Origin of the sequence: Thioalkalivibrio sp. (assembly GCF_007692535.1) — a bacterium.
In the GTDB taxonomy this organism is placed as follows: Bacteria; Pseudomonadota; Gammaproteobacteria; order Ectothiorhodospirales; family Ectothiorhodospiraceae; genus Thioalkalivibrio.
The window spans coordinates 1-13,620 of record NZ_REBW01000120.1 but is presented as its reverse complement, the minus strand read 5'-3'; the positions used below and the strand labels follow the sequence as shown (position 1 = coordinate 13,620).

The following is a 13,620-nucleotide window of genomic DNA, read 5'->3' as shown; positions in this document are numbered from 1 at the left end:
CTGGTCCTGATCCCCTCGCTGTACCTGATCTTCCATCCGGAGCGGACGCCCGCGACCGCCCCGCGGAGCAGCCATGCCTGAATCCGTGATGCCGAGCTACGCCTCAGCCCCGCGAGCACCTGCAGGACGCAAGGGGCGACGGGCCCTGCCCTTCCGGCAGGTCTGCACCGCCGCGCTGCTGATCGGGCTCTTGCTGCTGTCAGGAACCGTCCAGTCCGAGCCACTGCGTCTGTCGATACCACCGGAGAGGACGCCTGCCGACGCCAGCGCGGCGACTGACAGCGTACCGCTCTCGCTCGAAGACGCGGTCGCGATGGCGCTGGAGAACAACCGGGGGCTGCGTGCGGAACGCCTCAGGCCTGCCATCCAGGGCACCTTCGAGGCCCAGGAGCGGGCCCGTTTCGATCCCGTGGCGTTCGCCGATCTGGAGTTGGCGCGGGACCGCAGCATACGGCAGTTCCAGGAGATCCAGGTCGAGGAGACCTTCCGCTCCGAACGCGAGCGTGCCGAGGCCGGACTGCGCCAGAACCTGCCCACCGGCACCGAACTCACGCTGTCGGTGCGCGGCAACCGGGCCGAGAGTTCGCGTGCGAGCGAGCAGTTCACCGGCCGCGGCGGCGTCAGTCTGACCCAGGCCCTGCTGCGCGGTGGCCGCATCGAGTCCAACCTCGTGCGCCTGCGCCAGGCCGGCCTGGATGTCACGGCCTCCGAGTACGAATTGCGGGGTTTCGTCGAGACGCTGGTCGCCGACGTCGAATCGGCCTACTGGACGATGGTGCTGGCCGCGGAGGACATCACCATCCTCGAGGATGCCCTCCGGGTCGCCGAGCGGCTGCTGGAGGAGACGCGCGGTCGCATCCGCGCTGGAGAACGCCCGGAGACCGAGGAGATCGGGGCCCGCGCCGAGGTTGCGCTGCGCCGCCAGGGCCTGATCGACGCCCGCAGCGCGCTGGCCCGTGCCCAGAACCGGTTGTCGCGCCTGATCCGTGCGCCGGGCAGCGACTGGGACCAGGGCTTCGTCGCGATCAGCCCCGCAGTGCCCACCGCCTACGAACTGGAACCGATCGCTGTCTACGTGGATCTGGGCCGGGACCACCGCAGCGACCTCAATGAAACCCGGCTGCGCCTGCAGCGCAATGATCTCGAGATCGTCCTGACCCGCGACGGGCTGTTGCCGAGACTGGACTTCTTCCTGACCCTCGGTGCGTCGGGCTACGCCGACAGTCTCGGCGGCGCGTTGCGCGGCAGCCAGGGGGACGGCTACGACCTGGTCGCCGGCCTGCGCTTCGAACTGCCATTGGGCAACCGCGCGGCCGAGGCGGGGGCGAGCCGCGCGCGCCTGACGCGCGAACAGACGCGCGAGGTTCTTCACAATCTCGAGCGGCTCGCGATCCAGGACATCCGGGCCGCCTGGTTCGAAGCGGATCGGGCAGCCGCCCAGGTCCAGGCCCGCGAGGACACCGTGGCGCTCCAGGAAGAGTTGCTGCGGGTCGCGGAGATCCGTTTCCGGGTCGGCACCGCGACCGGCCTCGAGGTCGCGCAGGCGCAGCGTGACCTGCTGGAGAGTCAGCTCAGCCTTCGCGCTGCCATCATCCGTTTCCGTCAGGCCAGCACCGACCTGCTCCTGCAGAGCGGTACCCTGCTGCTACACCGCGGAATAGAGACCCCAGGCCAGGAACCGATCCCATTCTGACGACCCCATAGGCATCAGTGCGTTCCGGAAGACTCCCAAAGAGCTATCACCCCGGCTCCACGCCGCGCTCCGGCGGCACGGGCGGTCATTCGGACTCGGCCAGCGCGTCCTTGACCCGTTGCCGCATGTAGGCGATGTGCAGGCGCAGGTTGTAGAACTCCTCCATGTACGACAATGGGACCTCGGTCGCAGAGACATCCTGGTCCAGGCGTTCGAGCAGCGCCAGATCGCTCTCCAGCCGCGCCCGGGGCACACCGCGCTGGACGATCTCCTCGTCGATGACCCGGATCTGGCGGTACCAGCGGAAGATCCGCCGCCGGACGCTCCATTGCAGCGCCGCCGGTGCAATGCGGAACAGCGGGATGATCACCGTCAGCAGCGGAATGATCAGGATGGCGAGACGATCCAGCAGCGATGCCGCCCAGAACGGCAGGTGGCGGTGCAGGAAGTTGGGGCCGCGCTCGAAGAAGTACCGGGCATCCTCGCCGACGGGGATGTCGGTGTAGTCCAGGGATGGAAACTCGCTCCCGGTACCGACGAGGTGGATGGTCCGATCCCGCTGCGCCGCCTCGATCAGCAACTGGACGACGCTGCGATGGGTATCCTTGCGGACGACGATATAGGTCGCAGGCGCCACCATGCGCAGATCGGCGGGAGGCAGGTTCAGGCCCGGGTCGGCGACACCCTCATAGAGGGTGACGGCCGACAGATACGGCAGCCTGCGGGCAAAACTGGGCGCCTGCGCGAGGTCGACCAACCCAAGGCCTTCGGTGGCCAGCAACTGCCGCACCAGGGGCGCCTGCGGCGCCATGACGAAGGCAGCAGCGTCGATGGTCCCGGCCCGCAGGGCCTCGACGGCCGCGGCACCGCCGAGAGACAGCAATTCCGTCCCCGTTTCCTCCAGCCGCTCGGCGAGCCCGATCTCGGCCAGCAGCGTTTTCACCAGGCTTCGGGTACCACTGCCCTCAGCACCGATGGCGATCCGCATGCCCGCCAGGGCCTCGAGGCGATTCGCTGCCGCGTCGCCGCTCTCCACACCGATGCCGTCCCGCCGGTAGAACAGGAACAAAGGCTCGAAGGCGATGCTGACCACCGCCTCCAGCTGGAGCCCCGCATCCACGGGAGCCGTGCCCCCCTGTACCAACGCGGCATCGACCTCGCCTGCGAGCAGGAGATCCCAGTTCTCCATCGAGCCCGCGGTGACCACCGGCTCCAGACGCATGCCCTTTTCGGCGAACCAGTCGCGATAACGGATTCCGACCTGCTCGTAGGCACCTCCGGGCGCTCCGGTGGCAAGACGCACCTGCGTGGGAGGCGCCGGCTCCACGAACTGCCAGGCGATCACCAGGGCAATGACCCCTGCAAGAGCCGCCAGGCTCCAGATCAGCAGGCCGGTGATCTGGCTGCCCGGGAGATTTCTCGGCCCGGCCCCCTTCTGGATATCGGTCATCGCTCCGCCTCTTCCCGGCTCCCGCGGCGATTGTGGTGACGCCGCAGGGGAAGCCTACAGCATAGCGGGCCGTAATTGGCGGCGGTCGGGGGGGTGCGCCGGGCGTCCGGCTTCCGTTATCCTCCGCATCTTGGCCCGCCGGCCACGGTCCGCCCGGGACGCCGCCGTCATCCACCGCCAGGCAACTGCAGAATCGGGACCCAAACATGAAAAAGACTCTGTGGCTCGCCGGTGTCGTGACCGGCCTCGTGACGCTTGCCGTGTCCGCGGCTGCGGGGCCGGTGACACCGGCGCCGAACGCTGCCAACCTGCAACTGGCCTCCGTGCATGCCGCAGTCGCGCCGTTGCAGTCCAGCGCGCCACTGTTCGAGAAGTTCGCGGACAGCCCCGCCCCCATTGCCTCCGTGACGAAGCTGATGACCGCGATGGTCGTGCTGGACTCGGGCGCGCCGATGGATGCGTGGCTGCAGATCGTGCAGCGCTCGGACGACCCACCGAAGAACGCCTTTTCGAGGATGCGAGTCGGCTCCGAGGCGAGGCGCAGTGACCTGCTGCGCATCACGCTGATGTCCTCCGAAAACCTGGCCTCCTATGTGCTCGCGCAGAATCACCCCGGCGGGCTGGACGCCTTCATCGCGGCGATGAACGACAAGGCGCGCGCCCTCGGGATGACACAGACCCGTTTCGTCGATCCCTCGGGACTGTGGCCGGAGAACGTCGCCAGTGCGAGCGACCTGGTGAAGATGGTCGAGGCGGCGTACGCGTATCCCGAGATCCGGGAGATGTCCACGGGTTCGCAGCACCGCGTTCACTTCCGTGGGCCCCGTTACAGCCTGGACTACGGCAATACCAATGCCCTGGTGAGTTCGTCGCGCTGGGACGTCCACCTGAGCAAGACCGGCTACCTGAACGAGGCCGGCCGTTGTCTGGTCATGGTGGCGGACGTCGGGAACGGACCCCTGGTGATGGTCCTGCTGGATTCGCTCGGCACCCGGACTCCGCTGGGCGATGCGGGACGCATCCGGCGCTGGCTGGAGACCGGCAACGGTGGTGCCGTCGCGGGTGCTGCCCTGGATTACGAGCGCGGCCGCATCGCCGCACTGACCGCGGAAGCATCCGCGCAGAGCGACTGAGGGCCCTTGTGGAGTGCGGGAGCTTGCTCCCGCTTTCGGCGCCGAACCCGGCCAAAGCGGCAGCAAGCTGCCGCACTCCAGGGCGGCGTCCCGGGCCGCATGGACCGTCCGTAGGGGAAGCAGCGTTCTCGCGTTCAATCACCCCTCTCGCCGTTGCTTTTCAACCGCCGGAGGAAGCCTGGCAGGAACAGGAGCAGCGCGATCAGCGCGACTGCGCCGAGCAGGATCTGGACCAGGTTCTCGGCGCCCGAAACCGCCTGACGCGTCGCGTGTCCCAGCCAGGAGTAGGCCGCCAGATTCGGAATCAGCGCGATGCCGGTGGTCCAGGCATAGCTGTGAAGCCGAATGCCGGTCAGACCCAGCGCGTAGTTGGTCGGGGCGAAGGGGAAGACGGGGATCAGCCGCGTCATCGCCACCACCCGCCAACCCTCTGCGTCGACGCCGCGCATCACCTGGCGCACGCGGGGTCCGGCGTGGGTCCTCGCGTAATCGCGGGCCAGGAAACGACCGATCACGAAGGCAAGCACCGCCGCCACGGTCGCGCTGAAGACGCTGAGCACGGTCCCCACCAGCGGTCCGAACAGGCTGCCACCCAGCAACACCCAGAGAGTCGTGGGAATCGGAAACATCGCCAGGACCACGAAGCCGATCACAAACAGCAGGTAGGCCCAGACACCGAAGGCCTGGAACCGTGCCTCGAGCACGGCGAAGTCGATGGCCTCGATCGGAATGCGCGCGATCAAATGGATGACCACGACCGCCGCCAGCAGCAGGCTCAGCCCCCAGATCCACGGTTTCATTCGCCTGCTCCTGACCCCGTATCCTCTTCGCGGTCCTGGCGCAGGGTTTCCAGCCGCTCGGCCAGCACCCGTTCGGTGCCAGCGCGGCCGGGCCGATAAAAGCGCCGGCCGAGCAGGTCCTCTGGCAGATAGGTCTGTCCACGTGCAAAGCCGTCCGGCTCGTCGTGATCGTAGCGGTAGCCCTTCCCGAAGCCCTCCTCGCGCATCAGCGCGGTCGGTGCATTGCGCAGGTGCAGCGGCACCGGCAGGCTGCCCGTTTCCGCCAGTGCCGCACGCACCTGGCCCAGCGCGACGTAGGCCGCGTTGCTCTTCGGTGCGCTGGCCAGTTCGATCGCGGCCTGCACCAGCGCGAGGTCGGCCTCGGGGCGACCCAGACGCTCGACCGTCTCCCACGCGGCGAGCACGCGGCCGGCGAGGCCCACGGCGGCCAGACCGATGTCCTCGTAGGCCATCCGCAGCAGCCGGCGGCCGAGATAGCCGGGGTCGCATCCCGAATCCAGCATCCGCACCAGCCAGTAGACCGCGGCGTCCGGATCGGAGCCGCGCACGGACTTGTGCAGCGCGGATATCTGGTCGTAGAAGGCATCACCCTGGCGATCGAACTGCAGGGCCTGGGCGCCCATCACCGCACGCAGGGCCTCGGATGTGATCGCCCCGTTTTCGGCGAGGTCCGCCGCGGTCTCCAGCCAGTTCAGCGCCCGCCGGGCATCGCCGTCGGCCGCCGCCGCCAGCCGCTCGATCCACTCGTCGTCGAGTTGCAGCTTCTTGCGTCCCAGCCCGCGCTCCACGTCGGACAGCGCCTGCCGCAGCAGCGTCGCGATCACGGGCACGGTCACGGGCTGCAGGCGGTAGACCCGCAGCCGTGACAGCAGGGCATTGTTCAGCGCGAACGAAGGATTCTCGGTGGTCGCGCCGATGAAGCGGATGGTGCCGTCCTCGATGTGCGGCAGCAGCGCATCCTGCTGCGCCTTGTTGAAGCGGTGGATCTCGTCGATGAACAACAGGGTTCCCTGCCCCCGGGCGGTGCGCCGGGCGCGGGCCTGCTCGACCACCGCGCGCACGTCCTTCACCCCGGCCAGCACGGCCGACAGGGTCGCAAAGGCCAGCGCGCCGGTCTTCGCCACGACCCGGGCCAGGGTCGTCTTGCCGCAGCCCGGCGGCCCCCACAGGATCATCGACGGCGGCTGACCGGCCTCGATGGCACGACGCAGCGCGGCGCCGGGTGCGAGCAGGTGTTCCTGGCCCAGCACCTCGCCAATCTGGCGCGGGCGCATGCGCTCGGCCAGCGGCACCGAGTCGTCGAAACCGGCAGCAGCGGCGGGCTCGCCCACCCCGACGGCCTCGCCTGCGCCCGCATCGGGCGAATCGCCGAAGAGGTCGCCGCTGCCGGTCCTCCGAGTCACGGTCGGTAGACGTCGGTGCCCGCTGGCGGGATGAACTGGAATTCCGCCGGCCCGAGGGAGGGATTGCGTCGAGCATCCCGCAGCCGGATCTCGGTACGCTGACCGAAGACGTCCTGAAAGCTCAGCGCCAGCAACTCGCCGTCGCGGGTGAGGTCCAGCTCCAGCCGGGTGAAGTCGGCCTCGCGCGTCTTCGGCAGCAGAACCAGTCGAAGGCCCTCGGGTACCGCTTCCTCGACGACCTCGAAGCGCTCGTCCAGGCGGTGCGGCTGGGTCAGCAGCGCCAGCGGCGTGGCCCCCAGTGCCTGTTCCATCGGACGGACCGTCGCCTGCCGCAGTTCCGGATCATAGGTCCACAGGTACTCCCCGTCGGCGACGATCGACTGCTCGAACGGGACATCCAGCTCCCAGCGCAGCCGGTCCGGCACCGCGAGCGAGAGCCTTCCCTCGGCTTCCTGCAGGACGAAATCGGTCTCGTCGGTGAGGGTCTGGCTGAACTCGGCCGAAAACGTCTCGAGCCCGTCGAGAAAGCGTTCCAGCGCCGCCCGGCCCTCGCCTGCAATGCCCGAAGGCGCAAAGAGCAGCAACCCGAGGACGACAATCGCTGCGAAGGTTCCTGAAGCATTCCGATTCATTCGACTCACCGTTTCATGCGTGGATTGTGAGCCCATGATGCGGCGGGCGTCGTTAACCCCCGCTGAACTCCGGAAGCATCCCCGCGTTTCCGTCATTCCCGCCCCCCGGGCACGAGCACCTCGCGGTTGCCGTTCGACTGCACCGGGCTGACCAGCCCTGCGGATTCCATGTCCTCGACCATGCGCGCGGCCCGGTTGTAGCCGATTTTGAGCCGCCGCTGGACGTAGGAGATCGACGCCTTGCGTGACTCGATCACGATCTGCACGGCCTGATCGTACAGAGGGTCCCCCTCGGCCTCGGCCGTGGCCGGCTCCAGCCCCGGTATGGCGGCGGCGCCGGCCTCGGGCTCGTCCAGGATGCCGTCGTCGTAGTCGGGCTCGCCGGTGCTCTTCAGGTACTCCACGACCTTGTGCACCTCGTGGTCGGCGACGAAGGCCCCGTGCACCCGTTCCGGCAGTGCCTTGCCCGGCGGCAGGTAGAGCATGTCGCCATGGCCGAGCAGGTGTTCGGCCCCCATCTGGTCGAGAATGGTCCGCGAATCGACGCGCGAGGAGACCTGGAAGGCGATCCGGGTCGGGATGTTCGCCTTGATCAGGCCGGTGATCACATCCACCGACGGGCGCTGCGTGGCGAGGATCAGGTGGATGCCGGCGGCCCGAGCCTTCTGCGCGAGGCGGGCGATCAGTTCCTCGACCTTCTTGCCGACCACCATGATCATGTCGGCGAACTCGTCGACGACCACGACGATGAACGGCATCCGGCCCAGCACCGGCGGCTCGACCTCGGCCACCTGCTCGTCCGGATTGAAGGTGGGATCGGGGATCGGCGCACCGGCCGCGTCGGCATCGCGCACCTTCTTGTTGTACCCGGTGATGTTCCTCACGCCGAGCTGGGACATGAGCTTGTAGCGCCGCTCCATCTCGGCCACCGCCCAGCGCAGGGCATTGGACGCGTCCTTCATGTCCGTGACCACCGGCGCGAGCAGGTGCGGAATGCCCTCGTAGACGGAGAGCTCCAGCATCTTCGGGTCGATCAGGATCAGGCGCACGTCCTCGGCGGTGGACTTGTACAGCATCGACAGCAGCATCGCGTTCACGCCCACCGACTTGCCCGAACCGGTGGTGCCGGCGACCAGCAGATGCGGCATGCGCCCGAGGTCGGCGATCACCGGCGCCCCGCCGATGTCCTTGCCCAGGGCCAGGGTCAGCGGCGACTTCGCGGTCTCGAACAGGTTCGAGCGCAGGATCTCCGAGAGCGACACCAGTTCACGCTGCTCGTTGGGGATCTCCAGCCCCACCGTGGACCGCCCCGGGATGACCTCGACGATGCGCACCGCGATCACCGACAGCGATCGAGCGAGGTCCTTGGCCAGCGCCGAGATCCGCGCCACCTTCACGCCCGGCGCCGGGTGCAGTTCGAAACGGGTGATCACGGGACCCGGCTGCACCGCGACGACCTCGACGTCGACGCCGAAATCGCGCAACTTCAGTTCCACCAGCCGGGACATCGCCTGCAACGACTCTTCGGAATAGCCGCTGACGGCGGGTGGCGGATCGTCGAGCAGCGCCAGCGGGGGATGGGGATCGCTGGCGTCACCGGTGAACAGGGGCACCTGCTTCTCCTTCATCACGCGCGGGCTCGGAGCCGGCGCATCGATCCGCGGCTCCACCCGGGACGGCGGTCGGTGCGCCACGCGCGCGCGCTCACGTTCCACGCGCATCTCGCGCTGCGCCTTCTCCACCGCCCCGATCCGCTGATCCCGGAACGCATCCAGCCGGGTCCGCACCCGATCCACTCCATCCAGCACCGTCTGGCCCAGGCGATCCATCAGCAAGAACCAGGACAAGCCCGTGAACAGCGTGAAACCGGTCAGAAACAGCGCCAGCAGCAGCAACGTGGCTCCGACCAGGCCGAGCCCCGACGCCGTCAGCCCCGCGATGAGTTCGCCGAGAATGCCGCCGGCATTGACCGGGAGGTTGCGCGGCAACCAGTGCAGCGCGGCGAGCGCGGCGCCCGACAGCAGCGCGACCAGCAGGGCCAGGCCACGCAGACTCAGTTCCAGCGGACTGGCGATGCGCGCATCGCGGCGGTGGCGGAACAGCCACCAGCCCACGCCGATGAACACCAGCGGAATCAGGTAGGCCAGGTAGCCGAACAGGTGGAAGACGACATCGGCAAACCAGGCCCCGGCAGCGCCGCCCAGGTTCCGGATGCCCTCGCCATCTCCGGTGTACGACCATCCCGGATCGCCCGGGTGGTAGGACAGCAGCGCCACCAGCAGATACAGGGCCACCATGCCGAAGACCAGCAGGGCGCCCTCGCGCAGCCCGCGCAGCAACTGTCGGCTCAGGCTGTTCTCGGCCCGGGTCTGTACCTTGGTTCGAGGCATCGGTGTGTCCGTTGAAACTGCGTTGGCTCGGCGGGCGGGGGCCTGATCGGTTGCTGGCAGGGACCGCACGCGATGGATGAGCCGCCGGTGCGGCGGGCCATCGGAAATCCCGCGGATTCCCGGAATGGTCCCCGGTCCGCATCGGAATCTGCTCAGGGAGCGTTCGAACATCGGATTCTACGTGGTTAAAATGGCACCGCAAAGTACAGGATCGCCGTCCACGTCCTGTGGCCGTTGGACAGCCCGACGGGCATTACCAATAATCACGGACGAAACGGGACCACAGCGGCGTCCTTGTTGTGGCGCAGATGCGCCCTCGATCGCCCAATCCCAGCCTCCTTCCCTTTCTCGCAACCTGCACGGAGAGTCTTCATGAACGACACCAAGCACTGCCGCCTGCTGATCCTGGGCTCGGGCCCGGCCGGCTGGACGGCGGCTGTCTATGCTGCCCGCGCCAACCTGAACCCGGTCGTGATCACCGGGCTGGAACAGGGCGGACAACTGATGACCACCACCGACGTCGATAACTGGCCTGGCGATGTCGAGGGATTGCAGGGTCCCGACCTGATGCAGCGCATGCAGAAACACGCCGAGCGCTTCGCCACCGAGGTCATCTTCGATCACATCCACACCGCCGAACTGGCCTCGCGCCCGTTCCGGCTGATCGGTGACAGCGGGACCTACACCGCAGACGCGCTGATCATCGCCACCGGCGCCACGGCGATGTACCTGGGACTGGAATCCGAGGAGGCCTTCAAGGGCAAGGGCGTGTCCGCCTGCGCAACCTGCGACGGCTTCTTCTACCGCGGTCAGAAGGTCGCCGTGATCGGCGGCGGAAACACCGCGGTCGAGGAAGCCCTGTACCTGTCCAATATCGCCGACCACGTGACGCTGGTGCACCGGCGCGACGCCCTGCGTGCGGAGAAGATCCTCCAGGACCACCTGTTCGAAAAGGAAAAGGCCGGCAAGGTCAGCATCGAGTGGAAGCACGTGCTGGATGAAATCCTGGGCGACAAGACCGGGGTCACCGGCATGCGGCTGCGCCAGGTCGAGAGTGGCGATACCAAGGAACTGGAACTGACCGGGGTATTCATCGCCATCGGGCACAAGCCCAACACCGGTATCTTCGACGGGCAGATGAACATGGAGAACGGCTACATCATCGTGCAGAGCGGCCTGGAGGGTAACGCGACCGCCACCAGCGTTCCCGGCGTGTTCGCCTGCGGCGACGTAATGGACCAGGTCTACCGCCAGGCGGTGACCTCCGCAGGCACCGGCTGCATGGCGGCGCTGGACGCGGAGCGCTTCCTGGAGGAGAACTTCACGGAAAAGACGCCCTGAAGCGCCGCAACCTTCACCGGGAACAGCCGATGCGGGTCACGTCATGACCAAAAGCGGAGAGCCGGAGCTGCGCATCGAGATCCGCGACGGTCTCGGCGCGGTGGACGCCGCGTCCTGGGACGCGCTGACCGGGGGGCGGGAACCCTTCCTGCGCCACGCCTTCCTCGAGGGGCTGGAACGCCACGAATGCCTGGGCCGTCGCTACGGCTGGTTCCCGCAGCATGTGCTGATCTTCGACGCCGAAACCCTGGTGGCGGCGGCGCCCTGCTACGCGAAGACGAACAACTACGGTGAGTTCGTCTTCGACTGGGCCTGGCAGGCGGCCTGGGAGCGTCACGGCCACCCCTACTACCCGAAACTGGTGATCAGCGTGCCCTACACGCCGGCCACCGGACCGCGCCTGCTGGTGCATCCGGATGCGCCCGAACCCGAATTCCTGCAACGGCGGTTGCTCGAAGCGGCCGTCTCCCGCGCCAGCGAGCTCGGCGCCTCCGGCGTCCACCTGCTCTTCCCACCCGAGCCCGAGGCGGCCCTGGCCGCCGCGGCCGGACTGCTGCGGCGGACGGGTTGCCAGTACCACTGGCACAACCGGGGCTACGCGGACTTCGACGGCTTTCTGGCGGCGCTCAGCGCGAAGAAGCGCAAGAACGTGAAACGCGAACGCCGGCGCGTCGCCGAACAGGACATCGTCTTCCGCACGCTGACCGGCGCCACCGCCGATCGGGAAGACTGGTCCCGGTTCCACCGCTTCTACGAGGACACGTTCGAAAAACACATGGGAATCCCGACCCTGTCCGAGGCCTTTTTCGTCGGCACCGCCGCCGCGCTCGGACCGCAGGTCGTGCTGTTCGAAGCGCGGCGGGAGGACCAGACCATTGCCGCCGCACTGTGCTATCGCAGCCATGACACCCTCTACGGCCGCTTCTGGGGGTGCAGCGCGGACCTTCCCGATCTTCATTTCGAGACCTGCTACTATCAAGGTATCGAGTTCTGCATCCGGGAGGGCCTGTCCCGGTTCGAACCGGGCGCTCAGGGGGAACACAAGATTCCACGCGGTTTCCTGCCGGTGCCTACGGCCTCGGCCCACGCCATTCTCACCTCCGGATTCCGCAGTTCCGTGCAGGACTTCTGCGAGCGCGAGACCAGGATGATGGAAGCGCAGTGCGCGAACCTGATGCAACGCTCGCCCTATCGCCAAGAGGACTGAGAGTCTGCGGCCATGACGACGCTGACCCCGCTGCGCGACGAAGGTCCGGACATGGTCCGCCGGAGGCGGCCGTGAGCGCGCAGTCACGAAGGATGATCACCTGGCTCCACGCCGGCGTCGTGGGCGAACCGTTCCCGCATCCCTCTCAGGCCTGGCTCGACCCGAACGGCCTGCTTGCCGCCGGGGGCGACCTGTCGCTGCCGCGCCTGCTGCGTGCCTATCGCCAGGGCATCTTCCCCTGGTACGAGGCCGGACAGCCGATCCTCTGGTGGAGCCCGGACCCGCGCACCGTGCTCAGACCCGGGGATCTGCGCATCACGCGCAGTCTGCGCAAGTCGATCCGCAACGGCGCCTTCGAGGTCAGCTTCGATCGCGACTTCGAGGCGGTGATCCGCGCCTGCGGCGCCCCACGCGCCGGGGCGACCGGCACCTGGATCACCGTGGAGATGCGACACGCCTACCTGGAGCTGCACCGCGCCGGGTACGCCCACTCGGTCGAGATCTGGCGCGGCGGGGAACTCGCCGGCGGCCTGTACGGGGTCGCGGTAGGCCGCCTGTTCTGCGGGGAATCGATGTTCTCGCGGGCAACCGATGCCTCCAAGGTGGGACTGGCCTGGCTCTGCCGCCACCTGGCTGCCTGGGACTGGCCCCTCATCGACAGCCAGACCCCGACGCCACACATGCTGGCCATGGGCGCGTCCGAAATCCCGCGCGAGCGCTTCCTGGAACAGGTTCGGCGACTCGTGGACCAGGACCCCGGCCCCCGCTCCTGGCGGCTCGATCCCGCGCTCCATCCGCTGGACCCCGGCTGGCGGCAAGGGGATTGAGGGTCTGGAGACAACCCGACAGGCTGCCAGGGTCGGGCAGATGCGCCTGATCGAGTGGCGGGACCGAACCGCGCCGCTCTCCAAAGCCGACGCCCCGTTCCTGGCGCTGGGCAACGGGCGCAGCCAGGGCGATGACTGTCTGAACGACGACGGCACCCTTCTGCTGACCCGGAGCATGGACCGCCTGATCGCCTTCGACCGCGGCACCGGGATCGTCGACTGCGAGGCGGGCATCCTGCTGGGCGACCTGCTGCGCTGGTGCCTGCCGCAGGGCTGGATGCTGCCGGTGGTGCCGGGCACCCGGTTCATCACCGTCGGCGGCGCGGTCGCCAATGATGTCCACGGCAGGAACCACCGTGGCGCCGGCAGTTTCGGCCGGCACGTGCTCGAGATGGACCTGCTGCGCTCCACCGGCGAACATCTGCGGATCGGTCCGACCGAGCAGGCGGATCTGTTCGCCGCGACCATCGGCGGTCTCGGTCTCACCGGACTGATCACCCGCGTGCGCCTGCGGATGATCCCGGTGAGCAGCGACCTGATGCTGACCGAGGGCATCCGGTTCGGGCATCTGGACGCGTTCTGGGACATCAACGACCGGCTCGGCGCCGAATGGCCGTACACGATCGCTCGGATCGACTGCGTCGCTCGCGGGCGCAGGCTTGGCCGGGGGGTGTTTGTCGCCGGCCGGCATGCCCCGCCGCAGCCGGCCGGAACGCGGCTGCCCCGGTGGCGCGATCGTTCCCG

The 13,620-nt window shown here is 68.2% G+C and carries 10 protein-coding genes and 1 pseudogene; 6 read left to right on the top strand and 5 right to left on the bottom strand.

Going from position 1 to position 13,620, the window contains the following annotated elements; genetic code table 11:
• The first annotated feature begins 73 nt into the window (after positions 1-73).
• Positions 74-1,693 carry a TolC family protein gene (locus EA346_RS06135; RefSeq protein ID WP_296756707.1) on the top strand — a complete coding sequence of 540 codons (1,620 nt, stop codon included), beginning with the start codon at positions 74-76 and terminating at the stop codon, positions 1,691-1,693.
• Between the two features lie 85 nt (positions 1,694-1,778).
• Here EA346_RS06135 and EA346_RS06130 read toward each other — a convergent pair whose 3' ends face one another.
• On the bottom strand, positions 1,779-3,143 hold the full coding sequence (locus tag EA346_RS06130) for an ABC transporter substrate-binding protein (RefSeq protein ID WP_296756705.1): 1,365 nt from the start codon (positions 3,141-3,143) through the stop codon (positions 1,779-1,781).
• A gap of 206 nt (positions 3,144-3,349) precedes the next feature.
• On the opposite strand from EA346_RS06130, the gene pbpG reads away from it, so the two are divergent.
• The gene (gene pbpG, locus EA346_RS06125; RefSeq protein ID WP_296756703.1) at positions 3,350-4,276 is read left to right on the top strand and encodes a D-alanyl-D-alanine endopeptidase; all 927 of its coding nucleotides are present in this window, start codon (positions 3,350-3,352) and stop codon (positions 4,274-4,276) included.
• Between the two features lie 134 nt (positions 4,277-4,410).
• Here pbpG and EA346_RS06120 read toward each other — a convergent pair whose 3' ends face one another.
• The 4 genes from EA346_RS06120 to EA346_RS06105 form a co-directional block, all read right to left on the bottom strand.
• Positions 4,411-5,076, bottom strand: coding sequence for a TVP38/TMEM64 family protein (locus EA346_RS06120; RefSeq protein ID WP_296756701.1), 666 nt, complete (start codon positions 5,074-5,076; stop codon positions 4,411-4,413).
• A complete protein-coding gene (locus tag EA346_RS06115; protein ID WP_296756710.1) occupies positions 5,073-6,407 on the bottom strand; it encodes a replication-associated recombination protein A in 1,335 nt (444 codons plus the stop codon). Before EA346_RS06115 ends, EA346_RS06120 begins: the two co-directional genes overlap by 4 nt.
• A 68-nt stretch (positions 6,408-6,475) precedes the next feature.
• Positions 6,476-7,111 carry an outer membrane lipoprotein chaperone LolA gene (gene lolA / locus EA346_RS06110; RefSeq protein WP_296756699.1) on the bottom strand — a complete coding sequence of 212 codons (636 nt, stop codon included), beginning with the start codon at positions 7,109-7,111 and terminating at the stop codon, positions 6,476-6,478.
• A 92-nt stretch (positions 7,112-7,203) separates the two neighbouring features.
• Positions 7,204-9,501, bottom strand: a complete 2,298-nt coding sequence (locus EA346_RS06105; protein ID WP_296756697.1) for a DNA translocase FtsK — start codon at positions 9,499-9,501, stop codon at positions 7,204-7,206.
• A gap of 384 nt (positions 9,502-9,885) precedes the next feature.
• On the opposite strand from EA346_RS06105, the pseudogene trxB reads away from it, so the two are divergent.
• The 4 genes and pseudogenes from trxB to EA346_RS06085 form a co-directional block, all read left to right on the top strand.
• Positions 9,886-10,842: pseudogene (trxB, locus tag EA346_RS06100) on the top strand (thioredoxin-disulfide reductase); the annotation flags it as partial.
• Positions 10,843-10,885: 43 nt separating this feature from the next.
• The gene (locus tag EA346_RS06095; protein ID WP_296756692.1) at positions 10,886-12,049 is read left to right on the top strand and encodes a GNAT family N-acetyltransferase; all 1,164 of its coding nucleotides are present in this window, start codon (positions 10,886-10,888) and stop codon (positions 12,047-12,049) included.
• A gap of 92 nt (positions 12,050-12,141) precedes the next feature.
• Positions 12,142-12,876: a leucyl/phenylalanyl-tRNA--protein transferase gene (gene aat, locus EA346_RS06090; RefSeq protein WP_296756708.1), complete on the top strand. Its 735-nt coding sequence runs from the start codon at positions 12,142-12,144 to the stop codon at positions 12,874-12,876.
• Between the two features lie 40 nt (positions 12,877-12,916).
• On the top strand, positions 12,917-13,620 hold a 704-nt coding region (locus EA346_RS06085), incomplete at its 3' end, for an FAD-binding oxidoreductase (RefSeq protein ID WP_296756691.1).